Raw genomic sequence first — 14,156 nt, forward strand, 5'->3', positions numbered from 1 at the left:
TTCCGCATCGGTTCAGCATCCGGCGATCAGGAGTCCCATGCCCATCGACGCAGCCAAGGCGCTCGCCGCCGAACCCCGGACCGGCGAGATCAGCTGGGGAACCAAGGACGTCCTGCTCTACCACCTCGGCATCGGCGCCGGCACCCCGGCCGCCGACCCCGGCGAACTGCGCTACACCCTGGAGTCCCGGCTGCGCGTCCTGCCGAGCTTCGCCACCGTCGCGGGCGGCGGGGAGCCCGGCGTCATCGGCGGCCTGTCCATGCCGGGTGTCGAGGTCGAGCTCTCCCGCGTGCTGCACGGCGGCCAGTCGCTGACCCTGCACCGGCCGCTGCCCGCCGAGGGCCGGGCCACCGCAACGCACCGCGTCGCCGCCGTGTACGACAAGGGCAAGGCCGCCGTCCTCGTCCTGCGGACCGACGTCGCCGACGCCGACGGGCCGCTGTGGACCAACGACGCCCAGATCTACGTACGCGGCGAGGGCGGCTGGGGCGGCGACCGGGGCCCTTGCGTACGGCGCGAGGCGCCCGCCGGGGAGCCGGACCGGACCGTCGAGCGGACCGTGCGTGACGACCAGGCGCTGCTGTACCGCCTCTCCGGCGACTTCAACCCGCTGCACGCCGACCCCGAGTTCGCCCGGAAGGCCGGCTTCGAACGGCCCATCCTGCACGGGCTGTGCACCTACGGCATCACCCTCAAGGCCGTCGTCGACACGCTGCTCGGCGGGGACGTCACCCGCGTCCGCGCGTACACCACCCGCTTCGCCGGAGTCGTCTACCCCGGCGAGACGCTGCGGATCCGGATGTGGGAGGGGCAGGGCGACAGCCAGGTGCACGTCACCGTGGGCGCGGTGGACCGGGACGACGCGCCCGTGCTCACCGACACGGTCGTCGACCTTTCCTGATAACCCGTCACATCTGCCCTTGGTGGAGCATTTGCCCTTCTACCACCGCCGTCCACGCCTTCACCGCTCCACGCCTCTTCCGCCTCCATCGCCAAGCCGAGGGGAGCCACGCCATGCGGGCAGCCGTACTGCACGAGACCGGCCAGGACAAGCTCGAGGTCCACGACGACATCGAGGCGGTGGGCTTCGGCCCCGGAAAGGTGCGGATCCGGGTGCGGGCCACCGGGCTGTGCCACTCGGATCTGTCCGCGATGAGCGGGGTGCTGCCGCAGCCCGCGCCGTTCGTGCCCGGTCACGAGGGCGCCGGTGAGATCGTCGAGGTGGGTGAGGGGGTCACGGGGCTCTCGGCAGGGGACCGGGTCGTCGTCTGCTGGCTGCCCCCGTGCGGGTCCTGCCCGGCCTGCCGGCGCGGGCAGAGCGAGCTGTGCCTGGCCGGGTTCATGAACGCCGGCACGCCCAACTTCCGGCGGGCCGGCGGTGACGTCTTCGGGTTCGCCGGCACCGGCACCTTCGCCGAGGAGGTCGTGGTCGACGCCGGCTGCGCGGTGCCCGTACCGGACGACGTGCCCTTCGACATCGCCGCCCTCATCGGCTGCGGGGTCACCACCGGGCTCGGCGCCGCCCTCAACACCGCCGATGTGGCGGCCGGTTCGTCGGTGACCGTCATCGGCTGCGGCGGGGTCGGCATCTCCGCGATCCAGGGCGCCCGGCTGTGCGGCGCCGCCGAGATCGTCGCCGTCGACCCCGTGTCCACCCGGCGCGAGGCGGCGCTGCGGTTCGGCGCCACCCGCGCCGTCGCCCCCGAGGAGCTGGCCGACGTCAAGCAGCAGCTCACCGGCGGGGAGGGCTTCGACTACGTCTTCGAGGTCGTCGGCCGCTCCGCCACCGCCCGCACCGCCTACGAGACCACCCGGCGCGGCGGCACCCTCGTCGTGGTCGGCGCGGGCGCCATGGACGACCACCTGCAGCTCAACATGTTCGAGCTGTTCTTCGACGAGAAGCGCATCCTGCCGTCCCTCTACGGAGGCGGCGACGTGGTGCGCTCCTACGAGCGGACCATCGCCCTGTGGCGGGCCGGCCGCGTCGACCTCGACGGCCTGATCACCCACCGGGTGGCGCTCACGGACATCAACGAGGCCCTGGACCAGATGCGCACCGGCACCGCGCTGCGCACCTGCGTGGAGATGTGAGAGGGCGACTCCGATGGCGACTCCGATGGCCACGCCGATGTCCTCCACTCCGCTGGCAGGCCGCACCGCGATCGTCACCGGCGCCGGACGCGGACTGGGCCGGGCCGAGGCGCTGGAACTCGCCCGGCTCGGCGCGGCCGTCGTGGTCAACGACTACGGGCAGCCGGGCCGCGACGGCACCGGAGCGGCCAGCTCCGTCCCCGCCGAGGAGGTGGCCGAGCAGATCCGGGCCGCCGGCGGCACCGCGCTCGCCCACACCGGCGACGTCGCCGACCACCGGCAGGCCGCGGAACTCGTCCGGACGGCGATCGACGCCTTCGGGCGGCTCGACATCCTGGTCAACAATGCGGGCATCCTGCGCGACCGCATGGTCTTCTCCATGACCGAGGACGAGTGGGACGCCGTGATCCGCGTCCACCTCAAGGGCCACTTCAACACGATCCGGCACGCCGCCGCCCACTTCAGGGAGCGGTTCAAGCGCGGCGGGGGAGAGCCGGTGCACGGGCGGATCGTCAACACCTCCTCCGAGGCGTTCCTGGCCGGCTCCCCCGGTCAGCCCAACTACGCGGCCGCCAAGGGCGGGATCGTCGGGCTCACCACCTCAACCGCCCACGCCCTCGCCAAGTACGGCGTCACCACCAACGCCATCTGCCCCCGCGCCCGCACCCGGATGACCGAGGACGTCTTCGCCAACGCCGCCCCCTCCTCCGGGACCGACCCGCTCGCCCCCGAGCACGTTGCGCCCCTCGTCGGTTACCTCGCCTCACCCGCCGCCGGGCGGATCAACGGCCAGCTGCTCGTGGTGCACGGCGGCATGGTGGCCATCGTCGAACGGCCCCGCGTGGCCGCGCAGTTCGACAGCAAGCAGGAGACGTTCAGCTACCAGGAGCTGGACGCGCTGCTCACGCCGTACTACGAGGGCCGGCCGGAGGGCGAGACCTTCGCGGCGGTGGAGGTGCTGGGGCTGCGGCGCGGCTGAACCGCCCCGCTGGGCAAGGGAACGAGGAACGGCCCCCGTCCGCCGGCCGACGGACGGGGGCCGCTGTGGTGTGCCGGAGCAGCCGCTGACGTCACGTCAGGCGGCCGACTCCGCGTGCTCGTTCTCCTCCACCGGCTTGCGGTGACGGCCGCGCGGGGTCGTCTCCGTGTCGTGCGCGGCGACCGGGCCCCGGTGCTTGCCGCGCCCGGCAGGGATCTGACCGCTCTCGGTGGTGGGCGCCTCGTTGGTGATGGCGTCGTTCATCGGAAGGAATTCACCCCGTAAAAACATGATCTTCCTGCAGACGGGTGAGTGTAACCGGCCCACCACGGCCCGGATCCAGGCGGCCACGCCGACCGCCACTACTTCGTTACAACCCGTCCCAGAGGGGCCTGTTGCAGCGGAACGGGACGCGGTGCCGAAGGCTCCGCCGGTGCGGCCGGCTCCGCTTCCGCGCGCTGGGCGGGCGGGTCCTGGGACGGTGCCGTGGAGGGCGTGCTCCGCTCCTCCGGTGCGGGCGCGGGGACCGAGGCGACGCCGCAGGGAGCGTCCGGCGTGGCGTACGGCAGCCGCAGCACCCCGTCCGCCGTCCACAGCCCGCTGCCCGTCAACCACCCCTCCGGCGCGCGGAGATGGTGCACCTGCCGCTCGCCCGGCCGCCACACCCCCACCCAGGAACCCAGCGGGCCGTCGATGCGCAGGGCCACCGCACAGCCCTCCGGGGTGAGCACCTGACCGGGCTGGATCGCGAACGGGGTGACCGTGCAGCCGGGCAGCCGCACGCACCGCGGGAACCGCACCGGCAGCGTGCTGCCCAGCACGCCCCAGCCCAGCCGGCCGCTGCCCGGCGACGGCGCGTCCGAGCGGATCAGCAGCAGCCCGCTGTCCGGGTCCGCCAGCAGCACCCGGTCGTCGCTCCCGGCGGCGATCTGCAGCAGCGGCGACACCTCACCGCCGCGCCCCAGGTCCACCACGACCGCCTTGGTCCGCCCGCCGGTCTCCCGGTCCAGCGCCAGCAGGCGCCCCGCACGGTCCAGCCACACCCCGCCCGAGCAGCGGCCCGGGATCTCGGCGAGCCGCTCGGGCCCGAAGGCGCCGCCCGCCACCTGCCACAGGACCGTCGAGCGGACGCCCACCGCGACGGCGTAGGCCCGCTCCCCGCACGGCGCGGGCGGCAGCAGCGACACCCGGGTGCCGGCCTCCGGGCACTCCACCGCTCCCAGCGGCAGCTCCCCGGTGCCGGGGCCGGCCGGATACAGCAGACAGAAGGTGTGCCGTCCGTCCACCAGCCGGTGGATCAGGACCCGGCCGTCGCTCAGCGGCTGCACCTCGGTGCCGGGCTCCTCCGGCTGGTTGCCGGCCAGCGGCACCGCGTACGGCTCGGGGCCGTCCAGCGTCCAGCGCTCCGGGAAGAGGTTGTCACCGGAGCGGGCGAGGCGCGCGGCGTAGGCACCGTCCGCGGTGATGCTGCAGCCCGGCGGCGCGGCCCCGACGGCCCCGCCGGTCCCGGCCTCCCGCCCGGCCCCGACGTCCGTACCGGCCCCGGCTTCCCGCGCGGCTCCGGCAGCCCCGGCGTCCCCATCGTCGTGTCCCGTCGAAGGCTCGATCGCACAAGCCGTCATCGTTCGGTCACCTCCGGCGACGAACGTAGTTTTCGCACGCACAGTCGGGGCATCCACCGCTGTCCGCTTCACACATAAGGGTGTTCCAGGAACGATTCGCCTGAGGAAACCGGGGCGCATGTGCTGTCCGGAAGCGTGCGCCGGCCGGCCCGCCCGTGCAGGTACTGCGGCGGGAAAGGGGCAGGTAGCCTTGCTCCCGTGCCCCGTCTGTCAGAAGTCATCACCGCGCTGGAGAACCTGTGGCCCGCCGAGCGGGCCGAGTCCTGGGACGCGGTCGGCACCGTCGTGGGCGATCCCGACCAGGAGGTCCGGCGGGTCCTGATCGCCGTCGACCCGGTCCAGGAGATCGCCGACGAGGCGGTGAAGCAGGACGCGGACCTGCTGATCACCCACCACCCGCTCTATCTGCGCGGCACCACGACCGTCGCCGCGTCCCACTTCAAGGGACGCGTCGTGCACACGCTGATCAAGAACGACATCGCGCTGCACGTCGCCCACACCAACGCCGACACCGCCGACCCGGGCGTCAGCGACGCCCTCGCCGGGGCGCTCGGCGTACGCGTGGTGCGGCCCCTGGTGCCCGACCCCACCGACCCGGCCGGCCGCCGGGGCCTGGGCCGGATCTGCGAACTCGACCACCCCTTGACCGTCCGCGAACTCGCCGCCCTCGCCGCCCGGCGGCTGCCCGCCACCGCGCAGGGCATCCGGGTGGCCGGCGACCCCGAGGCCGTCGTGCGCACCCTCGCGGTCAGCGGCGGCAGCGGCGACAGCCTCTTCGACCAGGTGCGCGCCGCCGGGGTCGACGCCTTCCTCACCGCCGACCTGCGCCACCACCCGGCCTCCGAGGCCGTCGCCCACAGTCCTCTCGCGCTGCTCGACGCGGCGCACTGGGCCACCGAGTGGCCCTGGTGCGAGCTGGCCGCCGCCCAGCTCGACGAGATCTCCGACCGCCGGGGATGGAACCTGAGGGTCCAGGTCTCCCGCACGGTCACCGACCCCTGGACCGCCCACGCGGCGTCCGTCCAGCCGTCGACCACCACGCCCGCGCCGGGGAGTCATGCCCCGGCTGATTCCGAAACATCTGGAGCCCCCAACTGAACGCCGCGCCCGCCGACCAGATCCGACTTCTCGACGTCCAGGACCTCGACGTCCGCCTGCAGCAGCTCGCCCACAAGCGGAAGTCGCTGCCCGAGCACGCCGAGCTCGAGTCGCTGAACCGGGACCTCACCCAGCTGCGCGATCTGCTCGTGGCCGCGCAGACCGAGGAGAGCGACTGCGCCCGCGAACAGGCCAAGGCCGAACAGGACGTGGACCAGGTGCGCCGGCGCGCCGCCCGCGACCAGCAGCGCCTCGACTCCGGCGCCGTCTCCTCGCCCAAGGACCTGGAGAACCTCCAGCACGAGATCGCCTCCCTCGCCAAGCGGCAGGGCGACCTCGAGGACATCGTCCTGGAGGTGATGGAGCGCCGTGAGTCCGCCCAGCAGCGGGTCGCGGAACTCACCGAGCGCGTCGCCTCCGTCCAGTCGCGGATCGACGACGTCACCGCACGCCGGGACTCCGCGCTGGAGGAGATCGACGGCGAGGCCGCCTCGGTCACCAAGGAGCGCGAGGTCGTGGCCGCGTCCGTCCCCGCCGACCTGCTCAAGCTGTACGAGAAGCTGCGCGAGCAGCAGGGCGGCATCGGCGCGGCCAAGCTGCAGGCCCGCACCTGCCAGGGCTGCCGCCAGGAACTGGCCATCACCGAGCTGAACGAGATCCGCCAGGCCGCCCCGGACGCGGTGGTGCGCTGCGAGAACTGCCGCCGCATCCTGGTGCGCACGGCCGAGTCGGGGCTGTAGGAGCGCAGGGCCGGTGCGGGAGTTCATCGTCGAGGCGGACGGCGGGGCGCGGGGCAACCCCGGCCCGGCGGGCTACGGGGCGGTGGTCGTCGACGCGGCGACCGGGCAGACCCTGGTCGAGGTCGCCGAGTACCTGGGCGTCACCACCAACAACGTCGCCGAGTACCGGGGGCTGCTGGCCGGCCTGGAGGCCGCCCGGGAGCTGGACCCGGGGGCGGTCGTCCACGTCCGGATGGACTCCAAGCTGGTCATCGAGCAGATGGCGGGCCGGTGGAAGATCAAGCACCCCGACCTGAAGCCGCTGGCCACCCGCGCGGCGCGGGTCTTCCCGCCGGACCGGGTGAGCTGGGAGTGGATCCCCCGCGAGCAGAACAAGCAGGCGGACCGCCTGGCCAACGAGGCGATGGACGGGGCGGCTCCGGGGACGGTGATCCATCGCAGGGTGCGTGAGGGTGCCGGCGGTGGTGCGGGCGCCGGGGCTGCTGGGGTGGAGGCCGGCGCGGGTGCCGGGGCCGCGGTGGACGCCGGCCCGGCTGCCGGGGCTGCTGCGGTGGAGGCGGGTGCGGCTGCCGGGGCCGCTGGGGTGGAGGCGGGTGCGGGTGCGGGTGCCGGGACCGGTCCGGCCGGCGAAGTCCGCGAGCCCGCCGCGAAGTCCACCGCTGAGTCCGGCGCCGATGCGCGTGCCGCGCAGGCCGTCGCCACACCCGGCACCGGTTGGGGCCCCGCCGACATGGGCGCACCCGCCACCTTCGTACTGCTGCGCCACGGCGAGACACCGCTCACGCCCCAGAAGCGCTTCTCCGGCAGCGGCGGCAGCGATCCCTCCCTCTCCGGCATCGGCCGGGAGCAGGCCGAGAGGGCCGCCGCGGCGCTGGCCCGCCGCGGCACCATCCAGGCGATCGTCAGCTCACCCCTCGCCCGTACCCGGGAGACCGCCGCCATCGTCGCCGCCCGCCTCGGCCTCGACGTCACCGTCGAGGAGGGGCTGCGCGAGACCGACTTCGGCGCCTGGGAGGGCCTCACCTTCGCCGAGGTGCGCGAACGCTACCCCGACGACCTGAACGCCTGGCTCTCCTCGCCCGACGCCGAACCCACCGGCGGCGGCGAGAGCTTCGCGGCCACGGCGGCCCGTATCGCCGCCACCCGGGACAAGCTGGTCGCGGCCTACGCGGGCCGGACCGTGCTGCTGGTCAGCCACGTCACGCCGATCAAGACCTTCGTCCGCCTCGCCCTGGGCGCCCCGCCCGAGTCCCTGTTCCGCATGGAACTCTCGGCGGCCTCCCTCTCCGCGATCGCCTACTACGCCGACGGCAACGCCAGCGTGCGGCTGTTCAACGACACCTCACACCTGCGCTGAGCCCGCCGGGGACACCTGCGCCGAGCCGGCCGAAGCTGCCGCGGCGCGGGCGAGCCGCTCGATGCGCGCCCAGTCGCGTGCCGCCACCGCGTCCGCCGGCAGCATCCAGCTCCCGCCCACACAACCGACGTTGGGCAGCGCGAGGTAGTCCGGCGCCGAGTCCGGCCCGATGCCCCCGGTCGGGCAGAAGCGGGCCTGCGGCAGCGGCCCGGCCAGCGACTTCAGATACGCCGTGCCGCCCGCCGCCTGCGCCGGGAAGAACTTCATCTCCCGTACCCCGCGCTCCAGCAGCGCCACCACCTCCGAGGCCGTGGACACCCCGGGCAGGAACGGCACCCCCGACCCCCGCATCGCCTCCAGCAGCCGGTCCGTCCACCCCGGGCTCACCAGGAAGCGAGCCCCGGCGTCCACCGCCTCGCGCACCTGCTCCGGCGTGATCACCGTGCCCGCCCCGACCACCGCGTCCGGCACCTCACCGGCGATCGCCCGCAGCGCGGCCGGCGCGGCCGGCGTCCGCAGGGTCACCTCGATCGCCGGCAGCCCTCCTGCTACCAACGCCCGCGCCAGGGGCACGGCGTCGGCGGCGTCCTCGATCACGACGACGGGCAGGACAGGGGCGAGATCCAGCACGGAGGCAGGCAGCGGCGAGCTCATGCCCTCATCCTGCCCCCGCCGCTGCACTCTCCGCAAAGCCCGTTGCATAAAATGCAACGCACTCTCTTATGTGGCTGTCAGTGAACATCGTCCACCAGCACGTCCAGCGTCCAGGGCTTCCCGCCCCGCCCCGGAGCCTCCGCCTCCACCACGAACCCGAGGTCCCGCAGCACCGTCACCAGCTCCTCCGGACCCTCCGGCGCGGCACCGGACGTCAGCAGGCTCCGTACGATCCGCCCCTTGGTCGCCTTGTTGAAGTGGCTGACCACCTTCCGGGTCGGCGCATGCAGCACCCGTACCGTCGCCGTCCGCCCGGCCAGCTCGCCCTTCGGCTTCCACGCCGCCGCATACGCGGACGACCGCAGATCCAGCACCAGACCGTCCCCGGCCGCCTCCGGCAGCACGGCCGCCATCGGCGCACGCCAGTGCGCACCCAGCGCCCCGAGACCGGGCAGCTTGACGCCCATCGAGCAGCGGTAGGAGGGGATCCGGTCCGTGATGCGGACGGCACCCCACAGCCCCGAGAACACCAGCAGCTGCCGCCCCGCCCGGCGCTTGGCCGCCGTGTCCAGCGAGGCCAGGTCCAGGGCGTCGTACAGCACGCCGGTGTAGATCTCCCCGGCGGGCCGGGCGCCGGCGGTGCGCAGTCCGGCGTTCTTCGCGACCTCGGCCCGCAGCCCCTCGCTCAGGCCGAGCACCTCCCGCGCCTTGTCCTCGTCACCGCAGCAGAGGTCCACCAGCTCGGTGAGCACGGCCTCCCGGGCCTCGTTCAGCCCCGGCAGCGACAGCGACTCCAGCTTCAGCGGGGCACCGCGGCCGGAAGCGGCCTTGCCCTCGGACGGCGGCAGCAGGACAAGCACACGTACTCCTTCGGATAGCGCTCCGGACAGGGTACGGCCCGCCGTTCAGGCGACCGCGCGCTGCTCCTGCGTGAGGGCCCTCACCAGCGCCGTGGAGTCGTCGGCATGGAGACGCAGCACCCGGACCGGCCTGCGGCGGCCCAGCAGGGTGACATGGGTGACGGGCTCGCTCAGCTCGATCGTCACCGTGGTCTGCGCGGCCACCGGCAGATTCAGCTCGCCCTTGGCCCGCTCGTGCGTGGTCCGCAGCTCGCGCCGTACCGAGGCGATCCGCTCCAGCGGCACCCTCACATCCACATGACCGGCGCGGCGCACCCGCAGCGCGCCCGGGTACAGCACATGCGGCCGCACCACGCACGCGGCATGCACGCCGACGACGATCACGACGCCGTACACGTCCAGCACGAACACCGCCCGCTCCACGACCGGCCAGTCCCGCAGCAGGTAGACCATCGCGACCGTCTCGACCACGCACACGAAGGCGAAGCCGAACATCAACGCCCCCTGCCCCCGGCTGTACCCGAACGCCGTCCCGCCCGCGGTGCCGTGCGTCCGCCGCGCCACCCACAACCCCAGACTCACCAGCAACCGCGCCTCATGCCGCACCAGCCCCCAAGCCGAGCTCAGCACCCTCATCCCCGACCCACCCCTTCTTCTCGTTGGTCTTGCCCCTCCTGCACGATCCGCAGCGCGCGCCGGATCGCCTCCGCCTGGGCCGGCGGGAAGTCCGCGAAGAAGGCCCGCAGAAAACTCCCGTGCCCGCCCGTCTCCTCGCCGGTGATCCCCGCCCCCTCCGGCACCAGCCCCGCGGGCACACACGCGGCCAGCTGCCGTGCCGCCTCCTCCACCCGCGGGTCGTCCGGCTCGGCCTCGGCGAGCGCATCCAGCAGCGCGTACGCGTCCGCCGCCCGCTCCACCGCCTCCGGCGTGCTCAGCGCACCGGTCAGCACCCCCACCAGCCGCCCCCGCTCCTCCTCCGGCGCGGTGGCCTCGATCAACGCCAGGATCTCCCGGTCCTTGGCGGCCATCGGCGAGCCGCCCAGATCCCCCATGTCCCGGAACAGCGCGGCGAGCTCGGCCGAGACCGGCCCCTCCGCCTGCACCTCGCCCTCCGACTCCAGCAGCGCCCGCAGCCGCGTCCGCCGCTCCCGGATCGCCTCCTCCTGCCGGGCCAGATCCTCGTCCAGCTCCGTCAGCACCTCGACGAGGTCCTTCCCGGCGTCCTCCGCGAGCACGTCCCGCACCTCGGCGAGCCCTAGCCCCAGCTCGGTCAGCCGCCGGATCCGTGCCAGCAGCACCGCGTGCCGCAGCGTGTAGTCCCGATACCCGTTGCTCCGCCGCTCCGGCTCCGGCAGCAGCCCCAGGTGGTGGTAGTGCCGCACGGCCCGCGTGGTCACCCCGACCACAGCAGCCAGCTCTCCGATCCGCATGCCCTCAGTAGAAACGTTGACGTTGCGGCAGGGTCAACCGAGTGACTCGTCGGCCCGCTGAAGCCCGACGGCGTGCCTGATGCTGTGCCACGATCGAGGGAACGGTTCCCGATGTCACGGACAGGTGATCAGCCGATGCCCCAGTCTGGCGAGCGACCGAAGGAGGGGCGTGACATGACGGCCATGGCTCACGAGCCGGTCTCCCAGGCGGACGTCCTGCTGGAGGGGTTTCTCGCCCTGGACACCCCGGAGGGCTTCCGGGCGGAGCTGATCGAGGGGGAGATCGTAGTGACACCGCCGCCGGACGGGGACCACGAGGACTACATCGAACTGATCATGAGCCAGGTGGTCAGGAAGTCCCGGTCCGACATGCAGTTCTCCGGCAACAAGGGGCTGCGGTTGCAGAGCGGGGAAGGCTGCCCCGAGGATCACGTGATCCCGGACGGCACGTTTGCTCCCCGGAAGCTCCGGCTCTACCGGGGTGCCGACCCCTGGATGCCCTGTGACGGCGTCGCCATGGTGCTGGAGGTGACTTCCACCAAGCCGCGGGCCGACCGTGAGGCCAAGCGTCGCTGCTACGCCCGCAGCCGCATTCCCCTCTACCTCCTCGTCGACCGCGAAGCCTCCTCGGTCACGCTCTTCAGCGACCCGGAGAACGCCGACTACCGCCAGCTCTGCACCCGCCCCTTCGGCAAGCCTCTGCCCCTCCCTGACCCGTTCGGCTTCGAACTGGAGGCCGCCGACTTCCTCTGAGACTCACGGCCGGGCGGAGGAGCCCCGTGCGCTTCGGCGGATGCGCCCTGTCGCTGCTGTCGTGCGGGGCGGTCTCGGGGCCAGGGCTGCCTGCAGTGCGGGGGTGAGCATGTGGCGGGCCTCGGACGGGGTGAGGGCGGCGGGGGTGGGCAGGGGGTTCAGATAGCGGGTGTAGATCAGACGCAGGGCTCCATCAAGTTCCGTGATTGCGTGGAGGGTTGGCGATCAGCCGGTAGGGGCGGGCAGCAGAGCAGGCACGGGGGTTCGTGATCATTGTGGTGTCGAAGCCAGATGATCATGAGGACCGGCGCTCGTCCCAGTAGAACGTGCCGACTTCCTTGATGCCCTCGAAGTAGTGCGATGGCGAGGTCTGCACGCCCTTGCGCGCGCTGCTGGACGTCCGCGTCGTGCGTTCCTGCTCCTCCTCGACGGGTACGGCGTCGGCCATGCGCTCGGGGGTCCAGTACTGCTCCAGGGCGGTGGCGTCATCGTCTGCGCGGCTGCTCGCCGAGGGGCTGGCCGTCGGTGTGGGTGAGATGGTCGTGTCAGCGTCGCCGGAGGCCGGTGGGGACAATGGAGAGGATGGTGCGGACGTTGGAGCGGGAGGGGTGGCGGAGTCCGACTCCGTAACTGTCGGAGTAGGAGCAGACGAGGACTCGGCTGGTGGATGGGAGGGCGTCGGAGCGGCCCACGCGGGGGAATATCACGTACGTGTGCGAGAGATCGCTTTGCGTAGCGATGGGCAACCAAACTGTCGCGATCACCATCTGACTGGGCATGGAGACACCGCACTGCGCTCGCACCCGGCTCGGCCGGCCCTTACGGGCGACCGTGATGCTCACCCTGGCCGCAGGACTGTGCCTGATGCTGGCCGCGTGCTCCGGCCCGTCCGATTCGACATCCCCCTCCGCTTCCGCACACCCGTCGGCGCCCTCCTTGTCCGCCCCGACCACGACCGAATCCGCGTCTTCATCCGCTCCCGATTACGCGGCAGCTTTCGAGGCCGGATATATAGCGGGCAAGCGCCTCTACGACGAAGGTGGCAAAGGAGGGGCCGTCCGCGAGGTAAACGGTGGGTGCGTACGGCGCTCGCTGACGGCAATGCCGTCGGCGCTGGTGGCCCGGGACCGCGGAGCATGGGTACTGGGTTGCAAACAGGGCGCCGGTAACAGCGCTCCCCGTCCGCCGAGCACCCCCATTACCCGTCGCGAGAACGCGCCCGACCTGCGTGGCCGCTTCCGCGACTGGGCCACGGACAATGGCGCCACCGACACCGCTCGCCATGTTGAGCGGGTCACCCTCGTTCACCTCGGCAGAGGCGAGTACGACGTCGAGTTGTCCACCACATACTCCACCGCCGACGCGACCGGCGCCGCACGACGCCTAGCCGACACGTTCGCGACCTGGTGGGACGGTGACGACGGTGACGGCGTGGCGTGGAACCTCATCATCACCGACGCAGGCGGACACCGGCTGACAGACCGGCAGCTAGTGCTGTGACCGCGTAGTTTCACGGGTTCAGGCGGCGGCTGCGGGTGGGCGTCCGCCCCAGCGGATGCCCTTCTCGCTGCGGATGCGGGCGCGTTCCTTGCGCTGGGCGGCGAGGACGTCTGGGTGGTGGGCGTTGGCGTTGCGCCAGCGCAGGTAGCGGTGCAGGGCGTGGGTTTGCGCGGGGTGGCTGCGGTGTGCGAGTTGGCGAGGGTGAACTGCCGCAGCGGGCTGGAGTGAGCCTCGATCGGGTTGGCCCAGGAGGCGTAGGTCGGGGTGAAGCTGGCCGACTCATGTTCGAGGACCTGGTTCACGAAGCCTTGGTCGACATCCGCGTCTACCGAGGCGCGCGGAGGCATGCCCACAGCGCCCCGACGGCGGCGACGGCGAGAGCCTGAAGCGCGCCAGTGCCATCTCCGGGCGTGCTCACCTGAGCTGATCCCGGTTTCGTGGAGTCCCTGAAGCCAGGTTTATGATCCTGGCCCGAAGGAGAACCACGAGCAGTGCCAGCACCACGTGAATACCCGGACGAGCTCCGTGAGCGGGCTGTCCGGGAGGTCGGCACGACCGGCCGGCCGATCGCGCACGTCGCCAGGGACCTGGGCATCCACAAAGAAGCTCTGCGCAGCTGGGTCCGCCAGGCCGAGGCAGACGCCGGTGAACGCGACGACCGGCTGACCACCGCCGAGCGGGAAGAGCTGAGGCAGCTCCGCCGGGAGAACGCGGAGTTGAGGCGGGCGAATGAGATTCTGAAGGCCGCGAGCGCGTTTTTTGCGGCCGAACTCGACCGTCCCCGGACGAGGCCGAGCTGGGGGTACCCCCTGTGGGGGAGTGATCGAGCACCTCAAGGACAAGGGTCTCGGGGTCGGGTTCGCCTTCCGGGTGCTGGGGCTGTCGGAGTCGGCGTACTACGCGCGCAAGAGGCGGCCGAAGTCGGCCCGCCGGTTGCGCGACGAGCAGCTGATGCCGCTGATCGAGCAGGTCCATGCCGCCTCCGGCGGCACCTACGGTGTCCGCAGGATCACCCATGCGCTGCGGCGCGAGGGCGTCCTCGTGGCACGCTGCACCGTTCAGCGGTTGATGC

16 protein-coding genes and 2 pseudogenes are annotated in these 14,156 nt (G+C 72.7%); 10 read left to right on the forward strand and 8 right to left on the reverse strand.

The genetic code is table 11. The features are described from left to right. Positions 1–37 precede the first annotated feature (37 nt). The 3 genes from ABD207_RS24225 to ABD207_RS24235 all read left to right on the forward strand — a co-directional run bounded on the left by ABD207_RS24225 (position 38) and on the right by ABD207_RS24235 (position 3,070). Positions 38–901 (forward strand): MaoC/PaaZ C-terminal domain-containing protein, encoded by an 864-nt coding sequence (locus ABD207_RS24225; RefSeq protein ID WP_344015223.1) that lies wholly within the window; start codon positions 38–40, stop codon positions 899–901. A gap of 113 nt (positions 902–1,014) precedes the next feature. After that, a complete protein-coding gene (locus ABD207_RS24230; RefSeq protein WP_344015224.1) occupies positions 1,015–2,091 on the forward strand; it encodes a Zn-dependent alcohol dehydrogenase in 1,077 nt (358 codons plus the stop codon). Positions 2,092–2,104: 13 nt separating this feature from the next. Then, positions 2,105–3,070 (forward strand): 3-oxoacyl-ACP reductase, encoded by a 966-nt coding sequence (locus ABD207_RS24235; protein WP_425580804.1) that lies wholly within the window; start codon positions 2,105–2,107, stop codon positions 3,068–3,070. 96 nt (positions 3,071–3,166) lie between these two features. On the opposite strand, the gene ABD207_RS24240 is transcribed toward ABD207_RS24235, so the two are convergent. Both ABD207_RS24240 and ABD207_RS24245 read right to left on the reverse strand, forming a co-directional pair. Continuing rightward, positions 3,167–3,334 (reverse strand): hypothetical protein, encoded by a 168-nt coding sequence (locus ABD207_RS24240; RefSeq protein WP_344015226.1) that lies wholly within the window; start codon positions 3,332–3,334, stop codon positions 3,167–3,169. A 98-nt stretch (positions 3,335–3,432) separates the two neighbouring features. Then, positions 3,433–4,692 (reverse strand): hypothetical protein, encoded by a 1,260-nt coding sequence (locus ABD207_RS24245; protein WP_344015227.1) that lies wholly within the window; start codon positions 4,690–4,692, stop codon positions 3,433–3,435. Positions 4,693–4,890: 198 nt separating this feature from the next. Here ABD207_RS24245 and ABD207_RS24250 point away from each other — a divergent pair, with 198 nt between their 5' ends. From ABD207_RS24250 to ABD207_RS24260, 3 genes are read left to right on the forward strand one after another with little or no spacing between them, the layout of a single operon-like run. Beyond that, positions 4,891–5,790, forward strand: coding sequence for a Nif3-like dinuclear metal center hexameric protein (locus ABD207_RS24250; RefSeq protein ID WP_344005984.1), 900 nt, complete (start codon positions 4,891–4,893; stop codon positions 5,788–5,790). Continuing rightward, on the forward strand, positions 5,787–6,530 hold the full coding sequence (locus tag ABD207_RS24255) for a zinc ribbon domain-containing protein (RefSeq protein ID WP_344015241.1): 744 nt from the start codon (positions 5,787–5,789) through the stop codon (positions 6,528–6,530). Before ABD207_RS24250 ends, ABD207_RS24255 begins: the two co-directional genes overlap by 4 nt. Before the next feature lie 13 nt (positions 6,531–6,543). Further along, positions 6,544–7,887 (forward strand): bifunctional RNase H/acid phosphatase, encoded by a 1,344-nt coding sequence (locus ABD207_RS24260; protein WP_344015228.1) that lies wholly within the window; start codon positions 6,544–6,546, stop codon positions 7,885–7,887. Here the strand turns inward: ABD207_RS24260 and eda are convergent. The 4 genes from eda to ABD207_RS24280 form a co-directional block, all read right to left on the reverse strand. Further along, on the reverse strand, positions 7,873–8,541 hold the full coding sequence (eda, locus tag ABD207_RS24265) for a bifunctional 4-hydroxy-2-oxoglutarate aldolase/2-dehydro-3-deoxy-phosphogluconate aldolase (protein WP_344015229.1): 669 nt from the start codon (positions 8,539–8,541) through the stop codon (positions 7,873–7,875). The two genes, ABD207_RS24260 and eda, sit on opposite strands and share 15 nt — an antisense overlap. 77 nt (positions 8,542–8,618) lie before the next feature. Then, positions 8,619–9,401 (reverse strand): peroxide stress protein YaaA, encoded by a 783-nt coding sequence (gene yaaA / locus ABD207_RS24270; protein ID WP_344015230.1) that lies wholly within the window; start codon positions 9,399–9,401, stop codon positions 8,619–8,621. A 45-nt stretch (positions 9,402–9,446) separates the two neighbouring features. Continuing rightward, on the reverse strand, positions 9,447–10,037 hold the full coding sequence (locus ABD207_RS24275) for a hypothetical protein (RefSeq protein ID WP_344015231.1): 591 nt from the start codon (positions 10,035–10,037) through the stop codon (positions 9,447–9,449). Continuing rightward, on the reverse strand, positions 10,034–10,831 hold the full coding sequence (locus ABD207_RS24280; protein ID WP_344015232.1) for a MerR family transcriptional regulator: 798 nt from the start codon (positions 10,829–10,831) through the stop codon (positions 10,034–10,036). The genes ABD207_RS24275 and ABD207_RS24280 overlap by 4 nt, the downstream gene beginning before the upstream one ends. A gap of 174 nt (positions 10,832–11,005) precedes the next feature. Here ABD207_RS24280 and ABD207_RS24285 point away from each other — a divergent pair, with 174 nt between their 5' ends. Beyond that, a complete protein-coding gene (locus tag ABD207_RS24285; protein WP_344015234.1) occupies positions 11,006–11,584 on the forward strand; it encodes a Uma2 family endonuclease in 579 nt (192 codons plus the stop codon). Between the two features lie 295 nt (positions 11,585–11,879). On the opposite strand, the gene ABD207_RS24290 is transcribed toward ABD207_RS24285, so the two are convergent. Then, positions 11,880–12,158, reverse strand: coding sequence for a hypothetical protein (locus ABD207_RS24290; RefSeq protein ID WP_344015235.1), 279 nt, complete (start codon positions 12,156–12,158; stop codon positions 11,880–11,882). Positions 12,159–12,418: 260 nt separating this feature from the next. On the opposite strand from ABD207_RS24290, the gene ABD207_RS24295 reads away from it, so the two are divergent. Further along, positions 12,419–13,084, forward strand: coding sequence for a hypothetical protein (locus ABD207_RS24295; protein WP_344015236.1), 666 nt, complete (start codon positions 12,419–12,421; stop codon positions 13,082–13,084). An 18-nt stretch (positions 13,085–13,102) separates the two neighbouring features. Here ABD207_RS24295 and ABD207_RS24300 read toward each other — a convergent pair. Then, positions 13,103–13,353 (reverse strand): annotated as a pseudogene (locus ABD207_RS24300) (IS630 family transposase); the annotation flags it as partial. Between the two features lie 222 nt (positions 13,354–13,575). On the opposite strand from ABD207_RS24300, the pseudogene ABD207_RS32180 reads away from it, so the two are divergent. Next, positions 13,576–13,737, forward strand: a pseudogene (locus ABD207_RS32180) (transposase); the annotation flags it as partial. A gap of 166 nt (positions 13,738–13,903) precedes the next feature. Continuing rightward, on the forward strand, positions 13,904–14,156 hold a 253-nt coding region (locus tag ABD207_RS24305; protein WP_344015237.1), incomplete at its 3' end, for an IS3 family transposase.

The organism is Streptomyces thermospinosisporus (assembly GCF_039526425.1).
Classification (GTDB): Bacteria; Actinomycetota; Actinomycetes; order Streptomycetales; family Streptomycetaceae; genus Streptomyces; species Streptomyces thermocarboxydovorans.